11 protein-coding genes are annotated in these 12,852 nt (G+C 65.4%); 9 read left to right on the top strand and 2 right to left on the bottom strand.

From position 1 onward, the window contains the following. Positions 1-104: 104 nt before the first annotated feature. Positions 105-425 (bottom strand): hypothetical protein, encoded by a 321-nt coding sequence (locus GGR73_RS02950; RefSeq protein ID WP_016902475.1) that lies wholly within the window; start codon positions 423-425, stop codon positions 105-107. Between the two features lie 336 nt (positions 426-761). Between GGR73_RS02950 and GGR73_RS02945 the strand changes: the two genes are divergently transcribed. The 9 genes from GGR73_RS02945 (at position 762) to rnt (ending at position 9,451) form a co-directional block, all read left to right on the top strand. Next, positions 762-2,012 carry an OprO/OprP family phosphate-selective porin gene (locus GGR73_RS02945; protein ID WP_024940436.1) on the top strand — a complete coding sequence of 417 codons (1,251 nt, stop codon included), beginning with the start codon at positions 762-764 and terminating at the stop codon, positions 2,010-2,012. Positions 2,013-2,209: 197 nt separating this feature from the next. Then, positions 2,210-3,229: a phosphate ABC transporter substrate-binding protein PstS gene (gene pstS / locus GGR73_RS02940; protein ID WP_039520551.1), complete on the top strand. Its 1,020-nt coding sequence runs from the start codon at positions 2,210-2,212 to the stop codon at positions 3,227-3,229. 187 nt (positions 3,230-3,416) lie between these two features. Further along, positions 3,417-4,508, top strand: a complete 1,092-nt coding sequence (gene pstS, locus GGR73_RS02935) for a phosphate ABC transporter substrate-binding protein PstS (RefSeq protein WP_016902478.1) — start codon at positions 3,417-3,419, stop codon at positions 4,506-4,508. Positions 4,509-4,620: 112 nt separating this feature from the next. Continuing rightward, positions 4,621-5,595 carry a phosphate ABC transporter permease subunit PstC gene (gene pstC, locus GGR73_RS02930; RefSeq protein ID WP_006450306.1) on the top strand — a complete coding sequence of 325 codons (975 nt, stop codon included), beginning with the start codon at positions 4,621-4,623 and terminating at the stop codon, positions 5,593-5,595. Further along, positions 5,595-6,458 (top strand): phosphate ABC transporter permease PstA, encoded by an 864-nt coding sequence (gene pstA, locus GGR73_RS02925; RefSeq protein WP_039511726.1) that lies wholly within the window; start codon positions 5,595-5,597, stop codon positions 6,456-6,458. The genes pstC and pstA overlap by 1 nt, the downstream gene beginning before the upstream one ends. Before the next feature lie 22 nt (positions 6,459-6,480). After that, positions 6,481-7,311, top strand: coding sequence for a phosphate ABC transporter ATP-binding protein PstB (pstB, locus tag GGR73_RS02920; protein ID WP_016902480.1), 831 nt, complete (start codon positions 6,481-6,483; stop codon positions 7,309-7,311). 128 nt (positions 7,312-7,439) lie between these two features. Further along, entirely contained in the window at positions 7,440-8,150 is a 711-nt protein-coding gene (phoU, locus tag GGR73_RS02915) for a phosphate signaling complex protein PhoU (protein WP_005994733.1), read from the top strand. A gap of 123 nt (positions 8,151-8,273) precedes the next feature. Then, the gene (locus GGR73_RS02910) at positions 8,274-8,672 is read left to right on the top strand and encodes an RcnB family protein (protein WP_104589087.1); all 399 of its coding nucleotides are present in this window, start codon (positions 8,274-8,276) and stop codon (positions 8,670-8,672) included. Between the two features lie 137 nt (positions 8,673-8,809). Next, positions 8,810-9,451, top strand: coding sequence for a ribonuclease T (rnt, locus tag GGR73_RS02905; protein WP_102584351.1), 642 nt, complete (start codon positions 8,810-8,812; stop codon positions 9,449-9,451). Positions 9,452-9,622: 171 nt separating this feature from the next. Here the strand turns inward: rnt and GGR73_RS02900 are convergent, their stop codons facing one another. Next, entirely contained in the window at positions 9,623-12,655 is a 3,033-nt protein-coding gene (locus GGR73_RS02900) for a ligand-binding sensor domain-containing diguanylate cyclase (protein WP_184455552.1), read from the bottom strand. Positions 12,656-12,852 lie beyond the last annotated feature (197 nt).

Raw genomic sequence — 12,852 nt, 5'->3', positions numbered from 1 at the left:
CTCTAGGCAACGGATGGCTCTCCGCGGCGCGAACCGCGAAGTGCAAAGACGAACAAGTCAAATGAATCCGGTGCGCTGCACCGGTTGACGCGACTAACGGAGGATCAGGCGCGCACTGCGTTGGGAGGACGCAGTTGCGGGATCAGGTCGCGTTTTTGAGTTGCCGGCGCGTAATGCGCGTACCAAGAGGGGAAATAACGTGCGACCACCGGCCATGCCTGGGAGAGCAAGGGGATATCGTCTGCAGAATGGGTATCGACCTGGGTCTGTGCGTCCCCGTCGCCCTGCAGATCATCGGCTGCATCACGTTCTTCGCCAGCGTCCGCCATTACCGCCACGCCGTCGCCCACAAGCGCATCGTGGATGCGGCTGTGCGCATCGGCCGCCGACCACGCAGTGAGCGCGAGCAGGCAGACCAACAGCAACTGGAGGAATCGAGGAAACATGGCCTCGAAACTAACAATTTAGAACGCGCCTGTGCAAGTGGTGCGACGCACAAAGCGCTTGATACGCCGCAGTTCCACTTAGTTGGTTCAGGTCGCAATAAGCTTGAGCTCGCTGAAACGGTGAACTGCGCCACTGTCACATCTGTCATACGACGCGGCCTGTTCAGACTCATGACACACACTGACAAAAAACAAACACGCGTAAATCTTTGTCTTTGTTGACAAAAATCAGATTGCAACGCGATCTGAAGGTGTCACATTAACGCAACTTTCACGCCATAGCCTGCGCTCACTTTCTCAGGTCGCAAGGCACATATGAAACTTTCTCCCACCCTGCTTGGCTCCGCCCTGCTGCTGGCGCTGGCCGCACCCGCCGCGCACGCCGAAATCGCCATCGACGTGATCGGCGGCTCGGAGATGTCGCTCGAAGGCCTGGTCCAGGCCGACGGCAACTGGTTCCACAACGATGTGCAGGACCTCAATGGCCCGATCGGTGCCAATGGCGACAATTCCGAATTCAGCATCCGCCGTGCCGAGCTGGTGCTCAAGGGCAAGGGCCCGGGCAATTTCGAATGGGTGGCCGGTTACGACCCCAGCGTGCTGAAGGAAGTCACCATCCGCGGCACCACCATCCGCAGCACCGGGCGTTTCCTCGACAACAACATCAAGTACAAGTTCGCCGGCAACGCCAACAACTACCTGCAGGTCGGCCAGTTCAAGCAGCCCAACAGCCTGGAAGAGCTGTCCAGCACCAAGAACAACGACTTCGTCTCCAAGGCCGCAGTGACCAACACCTACGGCATCTCGCGCCGGCTGGGCGTGGCCTACGGCATGGGCGACAACGACTGGAGCATCACCGCCAGTGCGTTCGGCCGCGAACTGACCCGCAACCAGGCACACGGCAGCGGCTACGGCGCGCGCGGCACCTGGGCGCCGATCAACGAGAGCGGCAATGTGCTGCACTTCGGTCTGAGCTACCTGGGTTATGACACCGACGACGACACCCTGCGCCTGCGCGCACGCCCGGACGCCGACCTGACCACGGTGCGCCTGATCGACAGCGGCGCCATCACCAACGTGGACCGCGTGGGTGTGGCCGGCGCCGAGGCAATGTGGATCACCGGCCCGTTCAAGCTGCAGAGCGAGTTCTTCCAGGAAAACGCCAAGCGCATCGGCAACAACGCCAACGATTACAAGAGTGACGGCTGGTACGTCAGCGGCGTCTGGAACATCACCGGCGAGACCTGGGGCTACAAGGCCGGCGTGCCGACCACCCCGCTGCCGAACGCGCCGGCCTCGGGGATGTGGCAGCTGGCGGTGCGCTACGACACCCTGGACCTCAACGACGGCCACCTGGTCTCCAACGGCACCACGCCGTTCGTGGACGGCGTGCTGGGCGGCAAGATGGATGTGTGGACGATCGGTGCCAACTGGTACTGGCGCTCCAACTTCAAGTTCGCACTCGACTACGCGAAGGTGGAAAGCACCCGCTACAACAGCGCCACGCGTGGCCTGGTCGACGACAACCCGTCGATCATCGAGGCACGTGCGCAGTTCTATTGGTAAGTGCGCGCTGGATCGGCTGCCGTGCTGCGCTCCCGTGAGCGTGCCACGGCGGCAATCACCCTGATCCCACCCGGCAACGCGCCCCGCCGCAACGCCGTCATCTGCATGTCATCTCCCGGACACCGCGCGGTCATGCCCCTGCCCTGCAATGGCACGACCGCGGGACGTCCTCATCCCTTCGCTACAGGAGCTGTTCCGTGATCCACTCTCTGAAGACCCGTCTGGCCGTCGGCGTGCTCACCGCCTCGCTGGCCTTGTGCGCCCAGGCCGCCGATGTCACCGGCGCCGGTGCGTCGTTCATCTATCCGGTGATGTCCAAGTGGTCGGCCGACTACAACGCGGCCACCAAGAAGCAGGTCAACTACCAATCGATCGGTTCGGGCGGCGGCATCGCCCAGATCAAGGCAGCCAGCGTGGATTTCGGCTCGTCCGATGCGCCGCTCAAGCCGGAAGAACTGGCCGCGGCCGGCCTGGCGCAATTCCCGTCGGTGATCGGCGGTGTGGTGCCGGTGGTCAACGTGCCCGGCGTGGCGGCAGGCGCGCTGAAGCTGGACGGCAAGACCCTGGGCGACATCTTCCTGGGCAAGGTCAGCACCTGGAACGACCCGGCGATCGCCGCGCTCAACCCGGGCGTCAAGCTGCCCGACGGCAAGATCACCGTGGTGCATCGCTCCGACGGTTCGGGCACCAGCTTCAACTTCACCAACTACCTGTCCAAGGTCAACCCGGACTGGAAGGGCAAGGTCGGCGAAGGCACCGCGGTGCAGTGGCCGACCGGCATCGGCGGCAAGGGCAACGAGGGCGTGGCTGCGTACGTGAAGCAGATCAAGGGCGGCATCGGCTACGTCGAGCTGTCGTATGCGCTGCAGAACAAGATGGCCTACACCGCGATGAAGAACGCCGCCGGCAAGTTCGTGCAGCCGTCCGACGAGACCTTTGCCGCCGCCGCCAACAGCGCCGACTGGGGCAACAGCAAGGACTTCTACCTGGTGATGACCAATGCCTCCGGCGACAACGCCTGGCCGATCACCGCCACCAACTTCATCCTAGTGCAGAAGAAGCCCAAGAACGCGGCCGGCCTCAAGAACACGCTGGAGTTCTTCCGCTGGGTCTACAGCAAGGGCGATGCGCAGGCCAAGCAGCTGGACTACGTGCCGCTGCCGGACAGCCTGGTGACCCAGATCGAAGGCTACTGGGCCAAGAACCTGCCCAAGTAACGCCAGCCACAGCGACAGGAACGACGCCGTCTCTCTCCCCGGCGTCGGCACCGGGACGCGGCCCCCACGGGGTCGCGTCTTTTTTGTGATGCCTTCTCCAAAAGGCACTGTCATGCACGTGTAACAAAAACATCATTTCATAGCGTGGTCTGCCGGGTCCCCCGGCCAACCCAGCCTCGGAGCTTCCATGAAACTGCAGTCGGCCAGCCTGACCGCCCTGTCCCTCACCATCGCCCTCGCCCTGGCCGCCTGCTCGCCCGGCAAGGATGCGCAGTCCGGCGACACCGCCAAGGGTGCCACCGCCGCAGGTGCCACCGCTGGCGACAGCAAGAGCGCCGAGATCTCCGGCGCCGGTGCATCCTTCATCTATCCGCTGGTCTCCAAGTGGTCGGCCGACTACAACGCCGCCACCGGCAACAAGGTGAACTACCAGTCGATCGGCTCCGGCGGCGGTATTGCGCAGATCAAGGCCGGCACGGTGGACTTCGGTTCGACCGACAAGCCGCTGGACAGCGCCGAACTGCAGCAGGCCGGCCTGGGCCAGTTCCCGTCGGCGATCGGCGGCGTGGTGCCGGTGGTGAACCTGGAAGGCATCGCACCGGGCAAGCTGCGCCTGACCGGCGCGCTGCTGGGCGACATCTTCCTGGGCAAGGTCACGATGTGGAACGACGCGGCGATCGTCGCGGCCAATCCGGGCGTGACGCTGCCGGCGACCAAGATCAACCTGGTGCATCGCTCCGACGGTTCGGGCACCACCTTCAACTTCTCCAACTACCTGTCCAAGGTCAGCCCGGAGTGGAAGAGCAAGGTCGGCGAAGGCACCTCGGTGCAGTGGCCGGGTGGCGTCGGCGGCAAGGGCAATGAAGGCGTGGCCTCGTACGTGCAGCAGATCAAGGGTTCGATCGGTTATGTCGAACTGGCCTACGCCCTGCAGAACAAGATGCCCTACGCCTCGCTGCAGAATGCGGCCGGCCAGTGGGTGGAGCCGAATGCGGAAAGCTTCGCCGCCGCTGCCGCCAGCGCCGACTGGGCCAACGCCAAGGATTTCAACCTGGTGATCACCAACGCACCGGGCGAGAAGGCCTGGCCGATCACCGCGACCAACTTCATGCTGATGCACAAGCAGCCCAAGGATGCGGCGCGCAGCAAGGCCACGCTGGACTTCTTCAAGTGGGCGCTGGACAACGGCCAGGCTCAGGCCAGCGAACTGCATTACGTGCCGCTGCCGCCGGAACTGGTCAAGCAGATCCAGGCCTACTGGGCCAGCGAGTTCAAGTGATGCCCTGCACCCGCTGTGAGGGCGGGCTGCGCTGCGGTGAGGTGCTTGCGGGCGCCTCGCCGTTCCTGCTGTCTCACGCTCCCGCCAGTGCGCGGGTGACGAGTCCAATCGAATGAATGCCACCGCCATTCCCGAAGCGATGACCGCCCCGCGCGGCCGCGACCTGCGCGATGCACGTGCCGATCGCCTGTTCAAGCTTGCGCTGGCCGCCACGGTCGTCTTCGTCCTGTTGGCGCTCGGCAGCGCCGCGCTGTCGATGCTGTGGGGCGGGCGCCATGCCTTGCAGATGCAGGGCCTGAGCTTTTTCTATTCCGCCGACTGGAATCCGGTGGAAAACAAATACGGCGCGCTGGCGCCGATCTACGGCACCCTGGTCACCGCATTGATTGCGATGGTGATTGCGGTGCCGGTGAGTTTCGGTATCGCGTTCTTCCTCACCGAGGTGGCGCCGCGCTGGCTGCGCGGCCCGGTCGGCACCGCCATCGAATTGCTGGCCGGCATCCCGTCGATCATCTACGGCATGTGGGGCCTGTTCGTGCTGGTGCCGGTGATGACCGAGCACGTGACGCCCTGGCTCAACGATCACCTGGGCACGCTGCCCTTGATCGGCCCGTTGTTCCAGGGCCCGCCGTTGGGAATCGGGTTGCTGACCGCAGGCTTCGTGCTGGCGATCATGGTGATTCCGTTCATCTCCTCGGTGATGCGCGAGGTGTTCCTGACCGTGCCGACGCGCCTGAAGGAATCGGCGTATGCGCTGGGGTCGACCAAGTGGGAAGTCAGCTGGGACATCGTGCTGCCCTATACCCGCTCTGCGGTGATCGGCGGCGTGTTCCTGGGCCTGGGCCGTGCGCTGGGCGAAACCATGGCAGTGGCGTTCGTGGTCGGCAACACGGTGCGGCTGTCGCCGTCGCTGCTGGAGCCCGGCACCACCATCGCCGCGCTGATCGCCAATGACTTCGGCGAGGCAACCGAAACCTATCGCTCGGCATTGCTGCTGCTGGGCTTTGTCTTGTTCATCGTGACCTTTATCGTGCTGGCGATTGCGCGCTTCATGCTGATGCAGCTGTCGCGTCGGGAGGGCAACTGATGTCCTCGGTCTCGCAATCGTTGTACAACCGCCGCCGCGTGACCAACGCGATCGCACTGTTGCTGTCCTGCGTCACCGCGGTGTTCGGCCTGTTCTTCCTGGCCTGGATCCTGTGGACCTTGCTGTCCAAGGGCGTGCCGGGCATCGACGTCAACCTGTTTACCAAGATGACACCGCCGCCGATGCAGGAAGGCGGCCTGCTCAATGCCTTCTTCGGCAGTGCGGTGATGTGCGGCCTGGCGCTGGCGATCGGCACGCCACTGGGCATTGCCGCCGGCACCTGGCTGGCCGAATACGGCAATGCACGCAAGGCCGGGTTGGTGGTGCGCTTCGTCAACGACATCTTGTTGTCGGCACCGTCGATCGTGCTGGGGTTGTTCGTCTACACGCTGTACGTGATGCAGACCGGCGGGCGCTTCTCCGCGTTTGCCGGCGCGCTATCGCTGGCCTTCATCGTGCTGCCGGTGGTGGTGCGCACCACCGACGAAATGCTGCGCCTGGTGCCGGCGCAGATGCGCGAAGCGGCGTTGTCGCTGGGCATCCCGCAATGGAAGGTCACCGTGCAGGTGCTGTATCGCGCCGCCTCGGCCGGCATCCTCACCGGCATCCTGCTGGCCCTGGCCCGCATCAGCGGCGAGACCGCGCCGTTGCTGTTCACCGCCTTCGGCAATCAGTACTGGAACAGCAACGTGTTCCAGCCGATGGCCAGCGTACCGGTGATCATGAATCAGTTTGCCGGCAGCCCCTATGAGACCTGGCAGACCCTGGCCTGGTCCGGCGCGCTGGTGCTGACCGTGTTCGTGCTGCTGGTGAGCCTGGGCGCGCGCGCGCTGCTATTGCGCAACAAGATTTCCAATGACTGACCTCTCCCTCCGGACACCCGACATGAACGATCTCCAAAACGCCATGCCGATGCATCGCATCGCCGTTCCGGCCGCCAAGGGAGCACCGGCCGCGCAGGCGCCGGTGAAAGTGGCCGCACGCAATCTGGACTTCTATTACGACAAGTACCACGCGCTCAAGGGCATCAACATCGAGATTCCGGAAAAGCGCGTCACCGCGCTGATCGGGCCGTCGGGCTGCGGCAAGTCCACCCTGCTGCGCATCTTCAACCGCATCTATGCGCTGTATCCGAAGATGGAAGCGCGCGGCGAAGTGCTGCTGGACAACGAAAACATCCTGTCGCCGAAGTACCCGATGAACCGGCTGCGCAGCAAGGTCGGCATGGTGTTCCAGAAGCCGGTGCCGTTTCCGATGACGATCTTCGAAAACGTCGCCTACGGCATCCGCCACCACGAAAAACTGTCCAAGGCCGACATGCAGAACCGGGTCGAGCAGGCGCTGCGCCAGGGCGCGCTGTGGGACGAGGTCAAGGACAAGCTGGGGCAAAGCGCGCTGGGCCTGTCCGGCGGCCAGCAGCAGCGGCTGTGCATCGCACGTGCGGTGGCGCTGCGCCCGGACGTGTTGCTGCTGGACGAACCGACCTCGGCGCTGGATCCGATTTCCACCAGCCGTATCGAGCAACTGGTGGAAGAGCTCAAGCGCGAATACACCATCGTGATCGTGACCCACAACATGCAGCAAGCGGCGCGTGTCTCCGACTACACCGCCTTCATGTATCTGGGCGACCTGATCGAGCATGACCGCACCGAAACGATTTTCTCCCAGCCGTCCAAGCAGCAGACCGAGGACTACATCACCGGCCGTTTCGGTTGATGTAAGGCGGGCTATCGCAACGCCGCATTGACGCAGCTCCGCCGCACTGCCCGGCACGACATTTGCATCATCTGCGATGTCGCCAGGGGTACGGCGGACATCCACCACCGCCACGAATCGAGATCACGATGAACCAGCACCTCAACGACCATATCGTCAAAAGCTACGACGAGGAGCAGCACCGTCTTGTCGCCGAGATCGTGCGCATGGGCGACACGGCGGTGGCGCAGCTGGAAGCCGCACTGGATGTGGTGGAGCGTCGCGACGACAACGCCGCGCATCGCATCGTGGTCAACGACGAGGCGATCGATGCGCTGGAGCATGCGATCAGCCACGACGTGATGCGGCTGGCGTTGCGTGGGCCGATGGCGCGCGACCTGCGCGAGATCCTGGCCGGCCTGCGCATTCCGGCCGATATCGAACGCATTGGCGATTACGCGGCCAATGTCGCCAAGCGCTCGATCGCGCTTAATTCCGCACCGCCGCTGCCACAGACGGTGGGCCTGCGTGCGCTCGGCCAGATGGCCGCCGATGCCGTGCGCGAAGCGGTGCAGGCGTACCGCAACAAGGATGCCGATGCGGCCATCCGCGTGCGCGACGAAGATGCACGCCTGGATGCGCAATACACCGCGCTGTTCCGCGAGTTGCTGACCTACATGATGGAAGACCCGCGCAACATCACTCCGTGTACGCACCTGCTGTTCATGGCCAAGAACCTGGAGCGCATCGGCGACCACGCCACCAACATCGCCGAGAACGTGTGGTTCCTGGTCCACGGCGAACAGCCGCTGCCGCCGCGCCTGAAGCGCGACGACACCAGCACCACCGGCGTCATCTGATCGTCAACGTGTGCCGGCGGCATCTGCCGGCACAGGTCGCAACGCCTTATTTCATTACGTATTCAGCTCCAAATGCCTACGGTGAGCTCGCACAGGCTGTTCCTGTGACGCAGGAGTAGGCAGATGAAACGCATCATCGGATCCCTCATGGTTGTATCGCTGCTCACGTCCGGCGCAGCGTTCGCCACGCCGCAACAGCATGACGACCGCGACCGCAGCGCGCAGCACCACGACGCGCATGGCCCGGACCGCCGCGACGATCATCGCGACGACAGGCACGATGACAAGCGTGACCACCGCCCCAGCGCGCACAACGACGACCACCGCAACGATCGTCGCGGCCCGCCGTATCGGCGTGGCGAGCGCCTGGCACCGGACCACCGCGGCATACGGGTGACCGACTACCGCAAGCATCACTTGAACACGCCGCAGCGCGGGCACGAATGGCGCCGCGTGGACAACAACTACGTGCTGATTGCGGTGGCCACCGGACTGATCGCAAGCGTGGTCGCCGCCCGCTGACGCCAGCGGTGTAGCACAGCTTCCAGGCCCGATCCGTGGCAACACGGGTCGGGCTTTTGTTTGCCGGATCGCCGCTCAGTACACGCGGGCAGGCCGCCAGTTGCCACGATCGAGCCGGCCGTGCGACCTGCTAGGCTATGCCGATGAACGAACCGGTCGACCTGCAACCTGCCCCCTCCTTCCTGCCCATGTCGCGGCGCTTCCGCGGCTACCTGCCCGTGGTGGTGGATGTGGAAACGGGAGGATTCGACTGGAACAAGCACGCCCTGCTGGAAATTGCCTGCGTGCCGATCGAAATGGATGCCGACGGGCGGTTCTTCCCCGGCGACACCGCCAGTGCCCATCTGGTGCCGGCGCCAGGACTGGAGATCGACCCGAAGTCGCTGGAGATCACCGGCATCGTGCTCGACCACCCGTTCCGCTTCGCCAAGCAGGAAAAGGACGCGCTGGACCATGTGTTCGCGCCGGTGCGTGCGGCAGTGAAGAAATACGGCTGCCAGCGCGCGATCCTGGTCGGCCATAACGCGCATTTCGACCTGAACTTCCTCAACGCCGCGGTTGCGCGCGTGGGCCACAAACGCAACCCGTTCCATCCGTTCAGCGTGTTCGACACCGTGACCCTGGCCGGCGTGGCGTACGGGCAGACCGTGCTGGCGCGCGCGGCACAAGCCGCGGGCCTGGAATGGAATGCCGCCGATGCGCATAGCGCGGTCTACGACACCGAGCAGACCGCGCGACTGTTCTGCACGATCGCCAATGCCTGGCCGGGGCCTGTTTGAGCAGGGATTGGGGATTAGGCATTGGGGATTCGCAAAGGCACGCTGCCTGACGCGTCCTTTCTGCTGAGCCACGATGCGCCGCACGCAATGGCACAGCCAGTCGGTGGGTTCTAAAGCAGACCAACACACTGCCCTTGCCAATCCCCAATCCCGATTCCCCAATCCCAGCACCTATCCCACACCGATACGATCGCGCCCCGCGCTCTTGGCCTGGTACAGCGCCTGATCGGCGCGCTGCATCAGCGATGAGCCGGTGTCGTCGTCGCGCAACTGGGCCACGCCGGCACTGAAGGTCACCTGCAGGCCTTCCACGCCGCCCCAGCCGTGGCGCGCGTGGAACAGCGCGCGGATGCGCTGGCACAGCGCCTGTGCATCCTCCAGCGCCGTGTCGGCCAGCAGCAGGGCGAACTCTTCGCCGCCCAGGCGCGCCGGCAGGTCCGACGCGCGCGCGGCGGCGGTCAGCAGCACACCGACTTCATGCAATACCGCATCGCCACTGGCGTGCGAATAGTGGTCGTTGATGCGCTTGAAATGATCGATATCCAGAATCGCCAGCACCAACGGCCGCCCGCTGCGGCGTGCGCGGCTGATGTCGCGCGCCAGCGCCTCGTCGAAATGCCTGCGGTTAGGCAGCCCGGTCAGGGCGTCCTCGTGCGCCTGGCGCTCGAACACATCCGACTTGATGCGCAGCCGTGTCAGCAGCTCGCTCTTTTCCTGGTTGGCCTGCAGCAAACGCTGCGCCTGCAGTTGCAGATCTTCGGTGCGTTTGCGCACCAGTTCGGCCAGGCGTGCGTTGTGGCTCTTATAGCGGCGTAGCAGGAACCGATACACCAGCGCCAGCAATAAAATCGCACCCAGTACCGCGGCAAGACGCACGTCCTGGCGCTGCCACCACAGCGGCAGCACCTCGAACGCCCACACCGCCTCGTGCGGACTCCAGGCACCGCCCGGGTGACGGGCCGCCACATGCAGACGGTAGCGCCCCGGCGGCAGACCGATGAATTCCACGCTGCGTTGCCGGCCACGCTCGGTCCAGTCGCTGTCCAGGCCTTCCAGGCGCGTGCGGTATTCGATCCGCTCCGGCAGCAGGAAGCTCATGCCGACGTAGGACACGTTCAGGCGATGCCCGCCCGGCAGGCGCGCCTGCTGCCGCCATGTCAGCGGACGTGCGTCCTGCTGCACGCTTTCGATCACCGCCGGCGGCGCGCGCCGCTCGCGAAAGCGCTGCAGGCGCGCCGGGTCGACCGTACTCACGCCGCCGGCGGTGACCACCCAGATCGAGCCATCGGCACGCGCGATCATGCTTGGCCCGGAGCTACCGTTGGCCTGCGCGTTGCCCATGCCGTCGATCTCGCCATAGCGTTCGATGACCAGCCGGCCGCGTCCATCGGCAACCGCGTCGAGCAGGGTGAGTTGCGTGCGCAACACGCCGCGATTGCTGCTGATCCAGGCATTGCCGAACCGGTCGCCGACCAGCTGGAACACCGTATCGACCGGCATGCCCTGCTCCAGCCCCACGCGTGCGAGCCTGCCGTTGCGCACCCGGTACAGGCCGCGATCGGTCGAGATCCAGACAGCGTCACCGATGCGCTGAAAACCGAACACGCTCCGCGCGCCGCCCAGCGCTTCCAGATTCAATTGCTGCAATTTTCCCTCGCGCAGTACCGCCGCGCCGTCGACCGAGCCCATCCACAGCGCGCCATCGATGCTGGCCAGCGCGGTCACCACGCCATCGGGCAGGCCGTCGACCGCCAGGGGCACCCGCTTGCCGTTCACCAGCTTCACCACGCCGCGCTGCGTGGCCAGCCACACCACGCCGGATTCTTCGATCACGATGGCGCGGATATGCCCGCTGGGAATGCCCTCGGCGTCGCCGTAATGCCGCAGCAGGCGTCCGTCGTGCAGCACGAAGACGCCATCGGCATAGGTGCCCACCCACAGATCGCCGTGCCGATCCAGCGCCAGGCTGAGCACCGAAAGCTTGCGCCCGGATGGCGTGGCCACCGCCACCGGCACGATGCGCCCGTCCGGCAGCATGCGATCCAGGCCGGCGGTGCTGGCGATCCACAGGCTGCCGTCGCGGTCTTCCAGCACCGCGCGGGCGTAGTCGCCGCTCAGCCCATCGCGTTGGCTGTAACTGCTGAACAACGTCTCGCGCAGCCGAAACAGCCCGCCGTTGGCGCCGACCCAGATGCTGCCTTCGGCATCCTCGCGCAGGCTGACGATGCGCCCGGTCGGCAGGCTGCGACCAGCCGGCAGGTGCTCCACTCCATGACTGCCGATGCGCAGCAGCCCCTGATTTTCGCTGCCCAGCCACAGGTCGCCATGGTGGTCCTGCAGCATCGCGGTGAAATGGCCCTGCCCGGGCACCCGCCGTACCAGCTCGGCAGTCTCGCCCCGCAGCCGATACAGCTGCTCGCCGGCGACGACCCACAGCGTGCCGTCCGGCGCGCGGTATGGCCACGCCAGCCCGGGTGGCAGGCCGAACGCGGCCGGGGCGCGATGCATGCGTCCGTCCGGTTCGCGATAGATCAGGCCGTCCAGCGTGCCGATCAGCAGCCGGCCTTGGTCGTCGAATGCCATGCGCGGAAAGCTGCTCTGCAGCGGCACGCCATCGCGCGGCGGAAAATACTCGAAGCGCCCATCCGGCCACAGGCAGCCCAGCCCGTGGCCCTCGAACAGCAACCACATGCGACCGCGCGCATCCATGGTCATTGCATGGATCAGCGCCTGCGGCCACGGTCCCTGCCGCTGCCAGTGCCGCCACTGCCCGTCGCTGCCGTGACGCACCAGATTGCCGCGCGCATCGCTGAGCCACAGCGCCCCGTCGTGGTCGACGTACAAGGCGCCGACGCCGTTGTCGGGCAGGCCGGGACGCGTGCTGCGGTCGATGATGCCGAATTCCAGGCCGTTGTAACGCACCAGGCCTTCCCAGGTGGCGAACCACAGGTAGCCGTCGCGGGTCTGGGCGATATCGCGCAAGGAGTTGTGCGGCAGGCCGTTACGCGAGCTCCAGCTGTCGATCGCGTAGTCGCGCAGTGGCGCCGTGCCGGCCGGTGCAGCCAGTGCCGCGAGCGAGCACAGCGCCAGCAGCATGCAGACAATGGCACCGAGCCAGCGCTGCGGCCGCTTGTCTCCCCGTGCCGACGCCTTGGCATCGCATCCGTTCTCGCCCGTCGACCAGGCCCCCGCCCCATCTCTCATCAGACATAACACGCCGTTCGCTGCCGATATGGTAGGCAAAAACGGGCGCGCGCGCCGGTCAATCGTCGCACGCCTTGGTTAACGTCATGCGCGGCGGGCCACCTGCGCGCTTGGCACTGCAGCGGCAAGCGCACCGGCGCCATGGTTTGCGCAGATCGGCTGCTGCATGTGTGCGCGGATCAAACCGCGCCGCACGC

The organism is Xanthomonas sp. F14 (genome assembly GCF_014199865.1).
Note: the sequence above shows the minus strand (reverse complement) of the source record. Positions and strands in the feature narration are given on the sequence as shown.

What these genes read in the sequence shown, in the direction of transcription:
- GGR73_RS02945 (WP_024940436.1), top strand. Translation starts at nt 762, where the DNA reads ATGAAACTTTCTCCCACCCTGCTTGGCTCCGCCCTGCTGCTGGCGCTG.
- pstS (WP_016902478.1), top strand. Translation starts at nt 3,417, where the DNA reads ATGAAACTGCAGTCGGCCAGCCTGACCGCCCTGTCCCTCACCATCGCC.
- pstC (WP_006450306.1), top strand. Translation starts at nt 4,621, where the DNA reads ATGAATGCCACCGCCATTCCCGAAGCGATGACCGCCCCGCGCGGCCGC.
- pstA (WP_039511726.1), top strand. Translation starts at nt 5,595, where the DNA reads ATGTCCTCGGTCTCGCAATCGTTGTACAACCGCCGCCGCGTGACCAAC.
- pstB (WP_016902480.1), top strand. Translation starts at nt 6,481, where the DNA reads ATGAACGATCTCCAAAACGCCATGCCGATGCATCGCATCGCCGTTCCG.
- phoU (WP_005994733.1), top strand. Translation starts at nt 7,440, where the DNA reads ATGAACCAGCACCTCAACGACCATATCGTCAAAAGCTACGACGAGGAG.
- GGR73_RS02910 (WP_104589087.1), top strand. Translation starts at nt 8,274, where the DNA reads ATGAAACGCATCATCGGATCCCTCATGGTTGTATCGCTGCTCACGTCC.
- rnt (WP_102584351.1), top strand. Translation starts at nt 8,810, where the DNA reads ATGCCGATGAACGAACCGGTCGACCTGCAACCTGCCCCCTCCTTCCTG.
- GGR73_RS02900 (WP_184455552.1), bottom strand. Translation starts at nt 12,655, where the DNA reads ATGAGAGATGGGGCGGGGGCCTGGTCGACGGGCGAGAACGGATGCGAT.